This is a genomic window from Rhizobium sp. WSM4643 (genome assembly GCF_025152745.1).
Taxonomy (GTDB): domain Bacteria; phylum Pseudomonadota; class Alphaproteobacteria; order Rhizobiales; family Rhizobiaceae; genus Rhizobium; species Rhizobium leguminosarum_I.
In genome coordinates, this window is the sequence record NZ_CP104040.1 from 375803 (window position 1) to 390231 (window position 14429).

At 61.7% G+C, this 14429-nt stretch carries 12 protein-coding genes; 7 read left to right on the forward strand and 5 right to left on the reverse strand.

From position 1 onward, the window contains the following. Window positions 1–138: 138 nt before the first annotated feature. From N1937_RS01890 to N1937_RS01910, 5 genes are all read left to right on the forward strand, one after another. Window positions 139–1152: a carbohydrate ABC transporter permease gene (locus N1937_RS01890; protein ID WP_170262885.1), complete on the forward strand. Its 1014-nt coding sequence runs from the start codon at window positions 139–141 to the stop codon at window positions 1150–1152. Window position 1153: 1 nt separating this feature from the next. Further along, window positions 1154–2317, forward strand: a complete 1164-nt coding sequence (locus tag N1937_RS01895) for a carbohydrate ABC transporter permease (protein WP_260057299.1) — start codon at window positions 1154–1156, stop codon at window positions 2315–2317. Between the two features lie 34 nt (window positions 2318–2351). Next, entirely contained in the window at window positions 2352–4004 is a 1653-nt protein-coding gene (gene bglA, locus N1937_RS01900; protein WP_170276753.1) for a beta-galactosidase BglA, read from the forward strand. A gap of 12 nt (window positions 4005–4016) precedes the next feature. After that, window positions 4017–5105: an ABC transporter ATP-binding protein gene (locus N1937_RS01905; protein WP_222386364.1), complete on the forward strand. Its 1089-nt coding sequence runs from the start codon at window positions 4017–4019 to the stop codon at window positions 5103–5105. Between the two features lie 176 nt (window positions 5106–5281). Continuing rightward, on the forward strand, window positions 5282–5635 hold the full coding sequence (locus tag N1937_RS01910) for a hypothetical protein (RefSeq protein ID WP_018445791.1): 354 nt from the start codon (window positions 5282–5284) through the stop codon (window positions 5633–5635). A 101-nt stretch (window positions 5636–5736) separates the two neighbouring features. Here the strand turns inward: N1937_RS01910 and edd are convergent, their stop codons facing one another. The 5 genes from edd to N1937_RS01935 all read right to left on the reverse strand — a co-directional run bounded on the left by edd (window position 5737) and on the right by N1937_RS01935 (window position 12701). Further along, on the reverse strand, window positions 5737–7560 hold the full coding sequence (gene edd / locus N1937_RS01915) for a phosphogluconate dehydratase (protein ID WP_260057300.1): 1824 nt from the start codon (window positions 7558–7560) through the stop codon (window positions 5737–5739). Between the two features lie 77 nt (window positions 7561–7637). Continuing rightward, entirely contained in the window at window positions 7638–8336 is a 699-nt protein-coding gene (pgl, locus tag N1937_RS01920; RefSeq protein WP_260057301.1) for a 6-phosphogluconolactonase, read from the reverse strand. A gap of 10 nt (window positions 8337–8346) precedes the next feature. Further along, on the reverse strand, window positions 8347–9822 hold the full coding sequence (gene zwf, locus N1937_RS01925; RefSeq protein ID WP_260057302.1) for a glucose-6-phosphate dehydrogenase: 1476 nt from the start codon (window positions 9820–9822) through the stop codon (window positions 8347–8349). 134 nt (window positions 9823–9956) lie between these two features. Then, window positions 9957–11255, reverse strand: coding sequence for an NAD(P)/FAD-dependent oxidoreductase (locus tag N1937_RS01930; RefSeq protein WP_260057303.1), 1299 nt, complete (start codon window positions 11253–11255; stop codon window positions 9957–9959). A gap of 9 nt (window positions 11256–11264) precedes the next feature. Next, window positions 11265–12701, reverse strand: coding sequence for a glutamine synthetase family protein (locus N1937_RS01935; RefSeq protein WP_260057304.1), 1437 nt, complete (start codon window positions 12699–12701; stop codon window positions 11265–11267). Window positions 12702–12789: 88 nt separating this feature from the next. Here N1937_RS01935 and N1937_RS01940 point away from each other — a divergent pair, with 88 nt between their 5' ends. Both N1937_RS01940 and N1937_RS01945 read left to right on the forward strand, forming a co-directional pair. Continuing rightward, on the forward strand, window positions 12790–14010 hold the full coding sequence (locus tag N1937_RS01940; protein ID WP_260057305.1) for an NAD(P)/FAD-dependent oxidoreductase: 1221 nt from the start codon (window positions 12790–12792) through the stop codon (window positions 14008–14010). A gap of 214 nt (window positions 14011–14224) precedes the next feature. Beyond that, window positions 14225–14368: a hypothetical protein gene (locus tag N1937_RS01945; RefSeq protein ID WP_018486423.1), complete on the forward strand. Its 144-nt coding sequence runs from the start codon at window positions 14225–14227 to the stop codon at window positions 14366–14368. Window positions 14369–14429: the final 61 nt, after the last annotated feature.

The following is a 14429-nucleotide window of genomic DNA, read 5'->3' on the forward strand; positions in this document are numbered from 1 at the left end:
TGGCCGGGCTCGCAAAGAGCCCGGCCATCGCAGGATATATTGTGATCAGGCAATCAAAGAGATTGACGATGACCGGCGCTGACCCGTCAGAATAACAACCGGTCGGAATAGCATCAGGGGAAGCAGGGGAGGGACGAAATGCTGTTGCAGATAGTGACCGCTTTGGGCGTCGTGGTCGTCGCCGTTGTCGCGTGCTCGGCCTATTTCTATTTTTCGAACAAAATTCTGGATCTCGCTCTGCCGGTGAAGGGTGGCGACATCCGCGCCGCATCGCGCAATCTCAACCGCCGTGCACTCGTCCGGCCCTGGCTGTTCATCGGCCCGGCGCTCTTCCTGCTGATCGTCTATCTCGTCTATCCCGTCGTTGCGACCTTCATCCTCTCCTTCTACGACCGTGCCGGTCTGCAGTTCGTCGGCCTTGGCAATTACAAATGGGCGCTCGGCGACCGCGAATTCCGCCAGTCGATCTTCAACAACATCCTCTGGCTTGCCGTGGTGCCGGCCGCCTGCACCTTTTTCGGCCTCGTCATCGCCGTAATGACCGACCGCATCTGGTGGGGCAATATCGCCAAGAGCATCGTCTTCATGCCGATGGCGATCTCCTTCGTCGGCGCCTCGGTCATCTGGAAATTCATCTACGAATATCGCGGCGGCAACGACGTCCAGATCGGCCTGCTGAACGCCATCGTCCAGACGTTCGGCGGCACACCTGAGGTCTGGATCTCGGTTCCCTTCTGGAACAACTTCTTCCTGATGATCATCCTGATCTGGATCCAGACCGGTTTCGCCATGGTCATCCTCTCGGCTGCCCTTCGCGGCATTCCCGAGGAGACGATAGAGGCCGCCGTCATCGACGGCGCCAATGGCTGGCAGATCTTCTGGCGCATCATGGTGCCGCAGATCTGGGGCTCCATTGCGGTCGTCTGGACGACGATCACCATCCTCGTCCTCAAGGTCTTCGATATCGTGCTGACCATGACCAACGGCCAGTGGCAGACGATGGTGCTGGCGAATTTGATGTTCAACTGGCTGTTTCGCGGCGGCGGCGATTCCGGCCGAAGCGCCGTCATTGCCATCATCATCATGCTCGCCGTCACGCCGATCATGGTCTGGAATGTGCGACGCGCCAATCGCGAACTGAAGGGCCACTGAGATGACCGCTGTTGGAAGCTATTTCAAGATCGGCCCCGCCCGTCTCTTCGTTCATGCCGCCGTTCTGCTGATCGTCATCGTCTGGCTGATCCCGACGCTCGGAATCTTCGTCAGCGCGTTGCGCGACAAGGACCAGATCGTCGTCTCCGGCTGGTGGACGGCCTTCGTCGGCTCGACCCAGACGCTCGCTGTCCGCCTCGGCACAGCCGATCAGCAGCAGCAGGAAGGTGCAGCCTTCGTCATTTCAGGCAATGTGCTCGAAGGCCAGACCGGCCGCTCGGTGAGGGCCTTCGGAAACCGGGTGCAGCAGCCCGCCGCCTTCAAGGCCGGCGAGACCGCCGATCTCGGCGACGGCGAAACTCTGCAGATCAACAGCGACGGCAGCTACCGCTATGCGAAGAACGTCGCCTTCTCGCCCGACGAACGCCCGCGGCGCATCTATGCGTCCGTCTCCGCACCGCCGGAATTCACGATGCAGAACTATAAAACGGTTCTGACCGGCGAGGGCATCGGTCAGTCCTTCATCAACTCCCTGACTGTGACGATCCCAGCGACGATCATTCCGATCCTGATCGCCGCTTTCGCAGCCTATGCGCTCAGCTGGATGGAGTTTCCCGGCCGCGGGCTGCTGATTGCCCTCGTCGTCGGCCTCATCGTCGTGCCGCTGCAGATGTCGCTGATCCCGCTGCTGCGCCTCTACAACGAGATCGGCAACCTGCTCGGCCAGCCGTCCAAGACCTATCCCGGCATCTGGATGGCCCATACCGCCTTCGGCATGCCGCTCGCCATCTACCTCCTGCGGGCCTATATCGCCGGCCTGCCGAAGGAGATCATCGAATCCGCCCGCGTCGACGGCGCCAGCGACTTCGAGATCTTCGTCCGCATCGTATTGCCTCTGTCCTTTCCGGCACTCGCCTCCTTCGCCATCTTCCAGTTCCTGTGGGTGTGGAACGACCTGCTCGTCGCCATGGTCTTTCTCGGCACCGACAAGGACCACCTCGTGCTGACCGGCAGCCTCAACGCGTTGCTTGGCTCACGCGGCGGCAATTGGGAGATTTTGACGGCGTCGGCCTTCGTCACCATCATAGTGCCGCTGCTCGTCTTCTTTGGGCTGCAGCGTTATCTGGTGCGTGGCCTGCTGGCGGGCTCGGTTAAAGGGGGCTGACCATTTCCGAACGTGACTTCAAACAGGATATTCCATGAACGTGGCTCCCCTATCGATTTCGACCCCCGACAAGGACTGGTGGCGTGGCGCGGTGATCTATCAGATCTACCCGCGCTCCTACCAGGATTCGAACGGTGACGGCATCGGCGACCTGAAGGGCATCACCGCCCGCCTGCCGCATGTGGCAAGCCTTGGCGTCGATGCCATCTGGATCTCGCCCTTCTTCACCTCGCCGATGCGCGATTTCGGTTATGACGTTTCCGACTACGAGAATGTCGATTCGATCTTCGGCACGCTGGTGGATTTCGACACGATGATATCAGAGGCCCATCGTCTCGGCATCCGAGTGATGATCGACCTCGTCATCTCCCACAGCTCGGATCAGCATCCCTGGTTCGTACAAAGCCGCTCGAGCAAGTCCAACGCCAAGGCTGACTGGTATGTCTGGGCCGACGCCAAGCCGGATGGCACGCCGCCGAACAACTGGCTGTCGATCTTCGGCGGCTCGGCATGGGCGTGGGATCCGACGCGCATGCAATATTACTTGCACAACTTCCTGACCTCGCAGCCGGACATGAACCTGCATAATCCTGAGGTGCAGGACCGTCTGCTTGATGTCGTCCGCTTCTGGCTCAACCGCGGCGTCGACGGCTTTCGCCTCGACACCATCAACTTCTATTTCCACGATACGCAATTGCGCGACAATCCGGCGCTTGCGCCTGAGCGCCGCAACGCCTCGACGGCGCCGGCGGTCAATCCCTATAATTTCCAGGAGCATATCTACGACAAGAACCGGCCGGAGAACCTTGCCTTCCTGAAGCGCTTCCGCGCCGTTCTCGAAGAATTCCCGGCAATCGCCGCCGTCGGCGAAGTCGGCGACAGCCAGCGCGGCCTTGAAATCGTCGGCGAATACACCTCCGGCAATGACAAGATGCACATGTGCTACGCCTTCGAGTTCCTGGCGCCCGATCCGCTGACGGCGGAGCGCGTCGAAGAGGTGATGCAGGATTTCGAAGCCGCCGCACCCGATGGCTGGGCCTGCTGGGCCTTCTCCAATCACGACGTCATGCGCCATGTCAGCCGCTGGGGCGGGCTGGTCGCCGATCACGATGCCTTCGCCAAGCTCTATGCCTCGTTGTTGATGACGCTGCGCGGCTCGGTCTGCCTCTATCAGGGTGAGGAGCTGGCGCTGACCGAGGCCGATCTCGCCTATCAGGATCTGCAGGATCCCTATGGCATTCAGTTCTGGCCGGAATTCAAGGGCCGCGACGGCTGCCGCACGCCGATGGTCTGGGACAGCCAGGTCGCCCAGGGCGGCTTTTCCACGGTCAAACCGTGGCTGCCGGTGCCGGTCGAGCATATCCTGCGCGCCGCCAGCGTCCAGCAGGGCGACGAGGCCTCGGTGTTGGAGCACTATCGCCGCTTCATCGCCTTCCGCAAGCTGCACCCCGCTTTTGCCAAGGGCGAGATCGAATTCGAAGAACCGCAGGGAGATAGCCTGGTCTTTACCCGTGAATACGGCAACGAGAAGCTGCTCTGCATTTTCAACATGAGCCCGGCCGAGGCCGGCGTCGCCTTGCCGGCGGGAGAATGGCAGGCATTGACGGGGCACGGCTTTACCAGCAACAACTATGGCGACAAGATCGACATTCCGGCCTGGGGGGCGTATTTCGCCCGTCTCGCCTAAGGGGAGAGAGAAATGACTGGACTGACGCTGAAGGATATCCGCAAATCCTACGGTTCCGTGGACGTTCTCCATGGTATCGACCTCGATATCAAGCAGGGCGAATTCATCGTCTTCGTCGGTCCATCCGGCTGTGGCAAGTCAACGCTTCTGCGCATGATCGCCGGTCTCGAGGCGATCACCGGCGGCGAGATGTATATCGACGGCCATCTCGTCAATGACGTGCCGCCCTCCAAGCGCGGCATCGCCATGGTCTTCCAATCCTATGCGCTCTACCCGCATATGACGGTGTTCGATAACATGGCTTTCGGCATGAAGATCGCCGGCGAAAGCCGCCAGGAGATCGACCGCCGCGTCCGGGCGGCGGCCGAGAGCCTGCAGTTGACCAACTATCTCGATCGCCTGCCAAAGGCGCTGTCCGGCGGCCAGCGCCAGCGCGTGGCGATCGGCCGCGCCATCTGCCGCGATCCAAAGGTCTTTCTGTTCGACGAGCCGCTGTCCAACCTCGATGCCGCGCTGCGCGTCGCGACCCGCATCGAGATTGCCCGCCTGAACGAACAGATGGCCGATACGACGATGATCTACGTCACCCACGATCAGGTCGAGGCGATGACGCTTGCCGACCGTATCGTCGTTCTTTCCGCCGGCAATATCGAGCAGGTCGGCGCGCCGCTGGACCTCTACGAGCGCCCGGCAAACCTCTTCGTCGCGAAATTTATCGGTTCGCCGGCCATGAACATCATTCCGGCGACGGTCGCCGGAACCGGAAGCCAGACGATGGTGACGCTGACCGGCGGCATGTCGGTGACCCTCGATGTGGCGACCGACGCGTCGGAAACCGGCAAGCAGGCAAGCTTCGGCGTCCGTCCGGAGGATCTCCGGATTGCCGATGGCGCCGACTACCTTTTCGAAGGTGAAGTGTCGATCGTCGAAGCGCTCGGCGAAGTGACGTTGCTTTATATCGAGGGCCTGGTCCCGGGCGAGCCGATCGTCGTCAAGCTGCCCGGCATCTATGATGTGAAGAAGGGACAGAGGATGCGGTTTGCCGCCGACAGGCAGAAGTTGCATCTGTTTGACGCAACCGGCCATACCTACCGGAAGTGAGGCGGCCATTTTTGGGGTGATGGTCGCAAGAATTGTGCGGGAAGGGCCGAATTCTCACTTTCTGTTAAAGATCGGCTGCTACCTTTTCCTCGTCAATTTATGAGGGGGATAAGCACGTGGCCGCTTCCAATCCGTCACAGCCAAAATCTCATTTCCTGAGCAAGGAAGAATCCTTCATGTATGACCGCGAGGCGCGGTTCAAGATGGAGGACACCATGAACGCCGCGCGCATCGAATATACGGAAAAGGGCGTCATGCACGCGGCTTCGCGCCGCTGCGACATTGTCCGTATCTCGATGAGCAGCGCGACGCTCGCGATCCTGACCCAGTTCAGCCTGCCGAAGCAGTTCTATCTGGATATTCCGGATGCCCGCATCACCAAGGTCGGCTGCCTGCTGATGAAGGTCAACGCCAACAATACGATCGACGTCCGCTTCCTGCGCCTGCTGACGCAGAAGGAGCTGAACAAAATCTTCGTCTACAGCACCCATCCGGCGCATCGCGACTACGTTCTCGATATTCGAGCCTGAAGCCGCCCGTCCGCCAGGACGCGGCACCATCACTGGATTGAAAACAAGAACCCGCGGGGGCTTCAAGCTCCCCGCGGGTTTTTTTGCCAGAAGCCACCCGCTCAGTGGTGGAAGAGCACGCTCGCACCCTGGTCCGAAGGTCCAACGGCGCGGCGGAACGGGGCGAAGAGTTCGCGGCCCATGCCGAATTCATTGTCGGAGAGATCGACAGTCACCGGCTCGCGCTCGGCCATGTCAGCTGCATCGACGAGCAGCTCGAGCGTGCCCTTGACCGCGTCCAGGCGAATGATGTCGCCCTCGCGGATGCGGGCGATCGGACCGCCGTCAACCGCTTCCGGCGTGACGTGGATCGCTGCCGGCACCTTGCCGGATGCGCCCGACATGCGCCCGTCGGTGAGGAGCGCCACGCGGAAGCCGCGATCCTGCAACACGCCGAGCGGCGGCGTCAGCTTGTGCAGTTCCGGCATGCCGTTCGCCTTCGGGCCCTGAAAGCGCACGACAGCGATGAAGTCGCGGTTGAGCTTGCCTTCCTTGAAGGCGTCCTGCAGCTCCTGCTGGCTGTGGAAGATGATCGCCGGCGCCTCGATGATGTGGCGCTCCGGCTTGACGGCGGATATCTTGATAACCGCTTTGCCGAGATTGCCGCGCAGCATCTTCAGCCCGCCATTGGCCTGGAACGGTGTCTCGATGCTGGAGAGCACTTTGGGATCGACGCTTTTTTCCGGCGACGGCTCGCGCAGGACGGCGCCGTTTTCGCCGAGACGGGCGTCGACCGTATAGGCTTGGAGGCCCTGGCCAAAGACGGTGCGCACGTCGTCATGCACCAGTCCGTGCTTCAAGAGTTCCTTGATGAGGAAACCCATGCCGCCGGCCGCCTGGAAATGGTTCACGTCGGCAAGCCCGTTCGGATAGACGCGGGCAAGCAGCGGGACGATTTCCGAAAGCTCGGCAATGTCCTGCCAGGTGAGCTGGATGCCGGCCGCCCGTGCCATCGCGACAAGGTGCAGCGTGTGGTTGGTCGAGCCGCCGGTCGCATGCAGGCCGACGACGCCGTTGACGACCGAGCGCTCGTCGATCATCTCGCCCGCCGGCGTGAATTCGTTGCCGAGCGAGGTGATCGCCAGCGCCCGCTTGGCGGCTTCGCGCGTCAGCGCTTCACGCAATGGCGTGCCAGGATTGATGAAGGACGAGCCGGGCATGTGGAAGCCCATGATCTCCATCAGCATCTGGTTGGAATTGGCGGTGCCGTAGAAGGTGCAGGTGCCGGGGCCGTGATAGGATTTCGATTCCGCCTCCAGCAGTTCGGCGCGTCCGACCTTGCCCTCGGCGAAGAGCTGGCGCACGCGCGACTTCTCGTCGTTCGGCAGCCCTGTCGTCATCGGACCGGCCGGAACGAAGATCGACGGCAGATGCCCGAAGGACAGGGCCGCGATCACCAGGCCGGGCACGATCTTGTCACAGACGCCGAGGAAGAGGGCGGCATCGAACATGTTGTGCGACAGGCCGACGCCCGCCGACATGGCGATCAGGTCGCGCGAGAACAGCGAAAGCTCCATGCCCGGCTGTCCTTGGGTGACGCCGTCGCACATCGCCGGCACGCCGCCGGCCACCTGCGCCACGCCGCCAGCCTGGGCGGCTGCCTCTCGGATGATCGCCGGATAGGTCTCGAACGGCTGGTGGGCCGAGAGCATGTCGTTATAGGCGGTGATGATGCCGAGATTGGGGATACGGTCGCCGGCGAGCGCATCCTTGTCGGCAGGGGAACAGACCGCGAAGCCATGGGCAAGATTGGCGCAGCCAAGCACGGAGCGCTGCACGCCCTGCGAGGCGGCGGCGCGCAGGCGTTCGAGGTAGCGCTCGCGGCTCGGCTTCGAGCGTTCGACGATACGATCGGTGATTACAGAAATGCGTGCGTGAGCGGACATGGAAAATCCCTGCCTTGTTCGTTGTCTCTATCTGTTTCGGCGGCTCTGGCCTGAATCTCAATCCGGATGACGGCGGATCAGGGAGCCCAATAGATCTCGACCGGGGAAGTGGCCCGGCGCAGAATGGCGCGGATCGGCATTTCTGCCTCGTCACCGCTGCCTTCCGCCTTGGCGAGAACGTCTTTTTTGCCTTCGCCCTCGATATGGAGAACCAGGAGTGCGGCATCCTCAAGACTGGAGAAGGTGAAGGTCAGGCGCGGCTCGCCGGCTCCTTCCGCTTCCATGGTGATGATGCCGCGCGGCGTCGATGCATCGAGCGCCTTGGCAAGATTGCTGCCGCCAGGAAAGAAGGAGGCGGTGTGTCCATCGCCACCCATGCCGAGGATGACGATGTCGAAGGGGATGCCGATCTCGGCGCTTTTTGCCGTCGCAAGTCTTGCAGCTTCCTCGACGGATGGTGCCGGCTGGTACAGCGGCACGAAGCGCGCCGCCTTTGCCTTGTTTTGAAGAAGATTGGCGTCGACCAGCAGATGGTTCGAGCGCGGATTGTCGGCCGGCACGAAGCGTTCGTCGACAAGCGTGATCGTCACTTTTTCCCAGGCGATGTCGCGTGTCGAAAGCGCCTGGAAGAAGGCCTTCGGTGTGGAGCCGCCGGAAACGGCGATCGATGCCGTTCCGCGGGCTGATATCGCAGCTGCAAGCGTATCGGCGACCTTGTCGGCGAGACTGCCGGCGAGGTCTGCGGCGCTGGCGAAGGAATGCAGGGTCGATGCCATCGATTTCGTCCTAGATCTCGTCATGCCAGGTGCGGCCGTCGCGCTCGATCAGCGCGATGGCCTGGCTCGGGCCCCAGGTGCCGGCCGTATAGCCCTGCACCTGCTGGCCGGTCGTTTCCCAACCCTTGAGGATCGGATCCACCCATTTCCATGCGGCTTCGACTTCGTCGCGGCGCATGAACAATGTCTGATTGGAGCGGATCACGTCCATCAGCAGGCGCTCGTAGGCGTCGGGATTGCGGACGTTGAAGGCCTGGGCAAAGCTCATGTCGAGCGAGACATTGCGCAGGCGCATGCCGCCCGGACCTGGATCCTTGATCATCAGTGACTGCTTGACGCCCTCGTCCGGCTGCAGGCGGATAATCAGCTGGTTGGCGACGATGCGCCCGGCCGCCTGGTCGAAGATCGCGTGCGGGATCGGCTTGAAGGTGATGACAATCTCGGACATGCGCCCGGTCAGGCGCTTGCCTGTGCGGATGTAGAAGGGAACGCCCGCCCAGCGCCAGTTGTTGATCTCGGCCTTGATGGCAACGAAGGTCTCGGTGTTCGAGACGCCGCCTTCCAGTTCTTCGAGGTAGCCCTTGACCGGGCCGGTGCCAGATGCGCCGGCGCGATACTGGCCGCGCACCGTCGCCTGCTCGACGTTGGAGGCATTGAGCGGCTTCAGCGCGCGCAACACCTTGAGCTTCTCGTCGCGCACGGCTTCCGACTCCATCGACGAGGGCACTTCCATCGCCGTCAGGCAAAGCAGCTGCAGGATGTGGTTCTGCACCATATCGCGCAGTGCGCCCGCCGTGTCGTAATAGCCGGCGCGGCCCTCAAGGCCGACCGATTCAGCTACGGTGATCTGCACGTGGTCGATGTAGTTGGCGTTCCAGAGCGGCTCGTAGAGCGCGTTGGCGAAGCGCAGCGCCATCAGGTTCTGCACCGTCTCCTTGCCGAGATAATGATCGATGCGGAAGATCTGCTCTTCTTTGAAGGCGCGGCCGATCGTGTCGTTGAGCTGCAGCGCCGAGGCGAGGTCGCGGCCGATCGGCTTCTCGACGACGATGCGGGTCGATTTGGTGATCAGCTTATGGTCGTGGATCTTCTGCGAAATGTCGCCGAAAATGCCGGGCGCGACCGCCAGATAGAATGAGCGCACACGCTCCTTGCCCTCGTCCAGCAGTTTCTTCAGCTGATCCCAGCCGGCATCCGTGCGGGCATCGACCGAGACGTAGTAGAGGCGGGCACAGAACTTCTCCACCTCAGCCTCGTCATATTCCCCCTTCTTCAGGTGCTCCTTCAGCGCGTCCCTGGCGAATTTGCGATATTCCTCATGGGTCAGCGGGCTGCGAGAGGCGCCGATCACGCGGGTCGGTTCCGTAAACTGGCCTTCGATCTGGCGATGATAAAGAGCGGGCAGAAGCTTGCGTTCGGCAAGGTCGCCGCTGCCGCCGAAGACGACATAATCAAAGGGCTCAACGGGAATGATTTGGCTGCTCATGAGCTTGTCTCTCAATCAGGCTGGTTGGCGGCTCTTTTAATCTAATCGATTTAAAAAAGCCAGTGTGCAGTGCAATGAATCTGTCAGGCACCGGTTTTAGAGCGAATTTCCGGAAGAGGAAATCCGCAATCGGACTAAAACTTGTCGCGAAGCGCAAACCACGACAAGGCGAGGAAAAGCAGCGGTGCGCGCATGCGGGATCCGCCGGGAAAGGCGGGAATATCGAGCGACGTGAAGAGGTCGAGATCGCCGGATTTTCCAAGCACCGTTTCCGCATAGAGCTTGCCACAGTAGTTTGACAGCATGACGCCATGGCCGGAATAACCGCCGATCGAGATGACGCCGGGCATGACCTCACGCACGAAAGGCTGGCGCGGCAGGGTGATGCCGACGCTGCCGCCCCAGGCATGGGTGATCTCGATGTCCTTGAGATCAGGATAGACCTCGGCGATCTGCCGGCGGATGTGCTGCGAAATGTCCCGCGGATTGTCCGACGTATAGGCTTCGCGTCCGCCGAACAGCAGACGGCCGTCGCCGAATTTGCGGAAGTAGCGCACGACGAAACGCGAATCGGCCACGGCCTCGCCCCCGGGCAGCACATCGGGATGCCCGTCAAGCGGCGCCGTGGCGCCGATGAAGGAGCGGATCGGCATGACATGGCTTGCCGTTACCGGCTCCAGATTGCCGATATAGCCGTTGCAGGCGATCAGCGCGCGCTCAGCGGTGATCGTTCCCCTTTCGGTTTCGATCGTCACCTTGCCGCCGCCCTGGCGGATCGCCGTCGCCTTGGTCATCTCGAAGATTTCAGCGCCGGCATTGGCAGCAACCCGCGCCAGCCCCACCAGCAGCTTCAGTGGATGAATGTGGCCGGTGCCGACATCGCGCACGCCGCAATGGAAACGCTTCGAGCCGAGCCTCTCCTGCGTTTCCTCCTCGTCCATGAAGCTGAGATGCGGATAGCCGTAGCGTAAGGCGGCGATTTCGGCATTTTCATAGTAGTCGCGCTTGTAGCTCGCCTTGTGTGCGACATTGAGCTGGCCGGGCACATAGTCGATCTCGATCTGATGCTCGCGGGCGAAATCGATGAGATGGCGTTTGGCCGCCTCGGCAAGGTCGAACAGCGCCTTCGAGCGTTCGTAGCCGATCTTCTCCTCGAGTTCTTCCGGCCACCATCGCTGGCCGGTGCCGAGTTGACCGCCATTGCGCCCGGACGCCCCGTCGCCGAAGCGGCAGGCCTCAATCAGCGCCACTGAAACACCTGCTTTGGCAAGATTATAGGCGGCCTGCAGGCCCGTATAGCCGCCGCCGACGATGGCGACGTCGCATGTTCTCGAGCCGTCGATAGCGGCATAGGTGGGCCGCTCGCCGACTGTTGCCTGATACCAGGACAGCCCGGGCGCGATCGGGCTCTGCCATGTCTCCTGCGATGTCATGATGGTCCCTCACACGTTGAGCAGAAGGAATTCCCGCTCCCAAGGGCTGATCACCTGCATGAAGGTATCGAACTCGCCGCGCTTGACGCCGGCATAAAGGCCGATGAACTGCTTGCCGAACATCTCCTCGAAGGCGGGTTCGTCCTCGAGCAGCGCCACGGCTTCCAGCAGGCCGCGCGGCAGGTCGATCGAGCCCTCATTGGCCGAATCCTCCGTCGGCGCCGTCGGCTCGATCTCGTTCGTGATTCCGAGCAGGCCGGAGGCGAGCGAGGCAGCGAGTGCGAGATAGGGGTTGGCGTCCGAGCTCGGCAGCCGGTTTTCCACACGCCGCGCCTGCGGATCGGAGACCGGGACACGGAAGGCCGTCGTCCGGTTGTCGTAACCCCAGGCATTGTTGACCGGGCAGGACATATCGGGCTGCAGGCGCCGGTAGGAGTTCACGTAGGGTGCAAGCATCGCCATCGCGCTCGGCACGAATTTCTGCATGCCGCCGATGAAATGGAAGAATTCCTTCGAGGCCGATCCGTCGGGATTGGAGAAAATGTTCTTGCCCGTCTCGATATCGACCACTGACTGGTGGATATGCATCGCCGAACCCGGCTGACCCTGCATCGGCTTGGCCATGAAGGTCGCGTAGATGTCGTGCTTCAGCGCCGCCTCGCGGATCGTCCGCTTGAACAGGAATACCTGGTCGGCAAGCTCGATCGGATTGCCGTGGCGCAGGTTGATCTCCATCTGCGCCGGTCCCTCTTCATGGATCAGCGTATCGATCTCCAGCCCCTGCTTCTCCGAAAAGTGATAGACGTCGTCGATCAACTCGTCGAACTCATTGATGCCAGCGATCGAATAGCCCTGGCCGCCGAGGATCGAGCGGCCGGACCGGCCTTTGGGCGGGTGTAGCGGATAGTCGGGATCGTCGTTCTTGGCGACCAGGTAGAATTCGATCTCGGGCGCCACGATCGGCTTCCAGCCGCGCTCGTGATAGAGGCTCATGATCCGCTTCAGCACGTTGCGCGGCGTATAGGGCACTTCGCCGCCGTCCGAATCGACGATGTCGCAGATCACTTGCGCCGTCGGGTCGGTTTCCCAGGGCACGACCGAAAGCGTCGAAAGGTCGGGCATCAGCTTCAGGTCGCTGTCGCGCGGCTCATATCGGAAGCTCTCCGTCTCGTCTGGATATTCGCCCGAAATTGTGTGCCGGTAGATCGCTGAAGGCAGTGCTAGCGAGGTGTTGGACGTGAATTTCGAGCTCGGCATCATTTTGCCGCGTGCAACGCCGGCGAGGTCCGGCGTAATGCATTCGATGTCTTCGATGCCCCTGTCCCTCAGCCACCGCGCTGCTTCCTTCCAGTTCGCAACGCCGCGCAGGGATCCGGGCTCCGGGGGAGTTTTCTTCGAGGCGGGTACGTTTCTGGCAGGCTTCAGCGTCGTCTTTTTTGGGGACATGACACACCGGTTTGCGTTGATCGTGGCGCCATCATAACCAGACTTTGCCAATTGGCGAGGGGTTGAGAACGTTGACTTTCGACCTCCGATGGAAAAAGAAGACGTGATTTTGATCGGGGAAACGGGTTTGCAGCGCAAAAGCGACGTCATCGTCATCGGCGCCGGGGCGGCGGGCATGATGGCGGCCATCCGCGCGGGAAAACGCGGCCGCTCGGTCGTGGTCCTCGACCATGCCAGGGCGCCTGGTGAGAAGATCCGCATATCCGGCGGCGGCCGCTGCAATTTCACCAATATCCATGCCGGACCAAAGAATTTCCTCTCCGCCAACCCGCATTTCTGCAAGTCGGCGCTCGCCCGTTTCACGCCCGCCGATTTCATCGCCATGGTCGACCGCCATGGCATTGCCTGGCACGAGAAGACGTTGGGCCAGCTTTTCTGCGACGATAGTGCCAAAGACATCATCCGCATGCTGCTGGCTGAGATGCGCATGGCCGGCGCAGTACTGCATCTTGGCACCGAGATATCAGGCGTTGAAAAGACCGAAGCCGGCTTCCGGGTATCGACGAGCGAAGGCCATTGTGAAGCAACGTCGCTGATCGTCGCCACCGGCGGCAAGTCGATCCCGAAGATGGGCGCCACCGGCTTTGCCTATCGCCTCGCCGAGCAGTTCGGCCTGACCGTGCTCGAAACCCGCCCCGGCCTCGTGCCGCTGACGCTCGATCCCGGCCTGCTGGAGAGCATCGCGCCGCTGGCCGGCATTGCCGCCCCAGCCGAAATCCGTCACGGCAGGACCGCCTTCCGCGAAGCGCTGCTGTTCACCCATCGGGGGCTGAGCGGACCCGCTATCCTGCAGATCTCCTCGCACTGGCGCGAAGGCGACGAGATTGTGGTTGCGATCGAACCGGATATCGACATTGCGGCGCATCTGAAGGCGGCAAAGCAGCTCAATGGCCGCCAGTCGCCGCAAACAGCCCTTGGCGACCTCCTGCCGAAGCGGCTGGCACAATTTCTCGTTGAACGCGAAAAGTTCTCCGGCAACATGGCCGACCTGCCTGACAAGGCGCTGCTGCGCCTTGCCGCCGGTGCCCAGAACTGGGCCGTCAAACCGTCCGGCTCGGAAGGTTATCGCACCGCCGAAGTGACGCTCGGCGGTATCGACACGGCAACGCTCGATTCACGCAGCATGGAGGCAAAAGCCGTGCCCGGCCTTTACTTCATCGGCGAGTGCGTCGACGTCACCGGCTGGCTCGGCGGCTATAATTTCCAGTGGGCCTGGGCTTCCGGTTTTGCCGCGGGCGAATGCGTCTAAAGCTCCTTGTTTCGATGCATGTAGTGGGCCTAAAGCCGCTGCAAATTTTTTGATATGCCTTGGAAGTATCCGGAGATACCGATTCAAGACTTCTTAATAGAGGTGCGCCATCCTGTCTCAATTGGCGGTTTGCGAAGCTGTTCCTAAATTAAGCTTTACCGGCAAGCCGTTTTGTTGGATTGTTGTTGTGTCAGAGAGAAGTGAGGTTTCGACCATGAACAGAAACACACGACGCGCCCGCGCCATCGCAATCGCAGAGGCAAAGCCGAACGCCCGGATGGTCGCCCTGCGTTATCTGATGCTCGCCGCCGGCGCCACCGCCGCCGCCCTCGCGCTGCTGCTCTCGCACTTCATCTGATCCTGTCCGCAGACCTGGAACCAACGTTGCGACATGCCAACTGTCGCACTGCGGCGTCGCG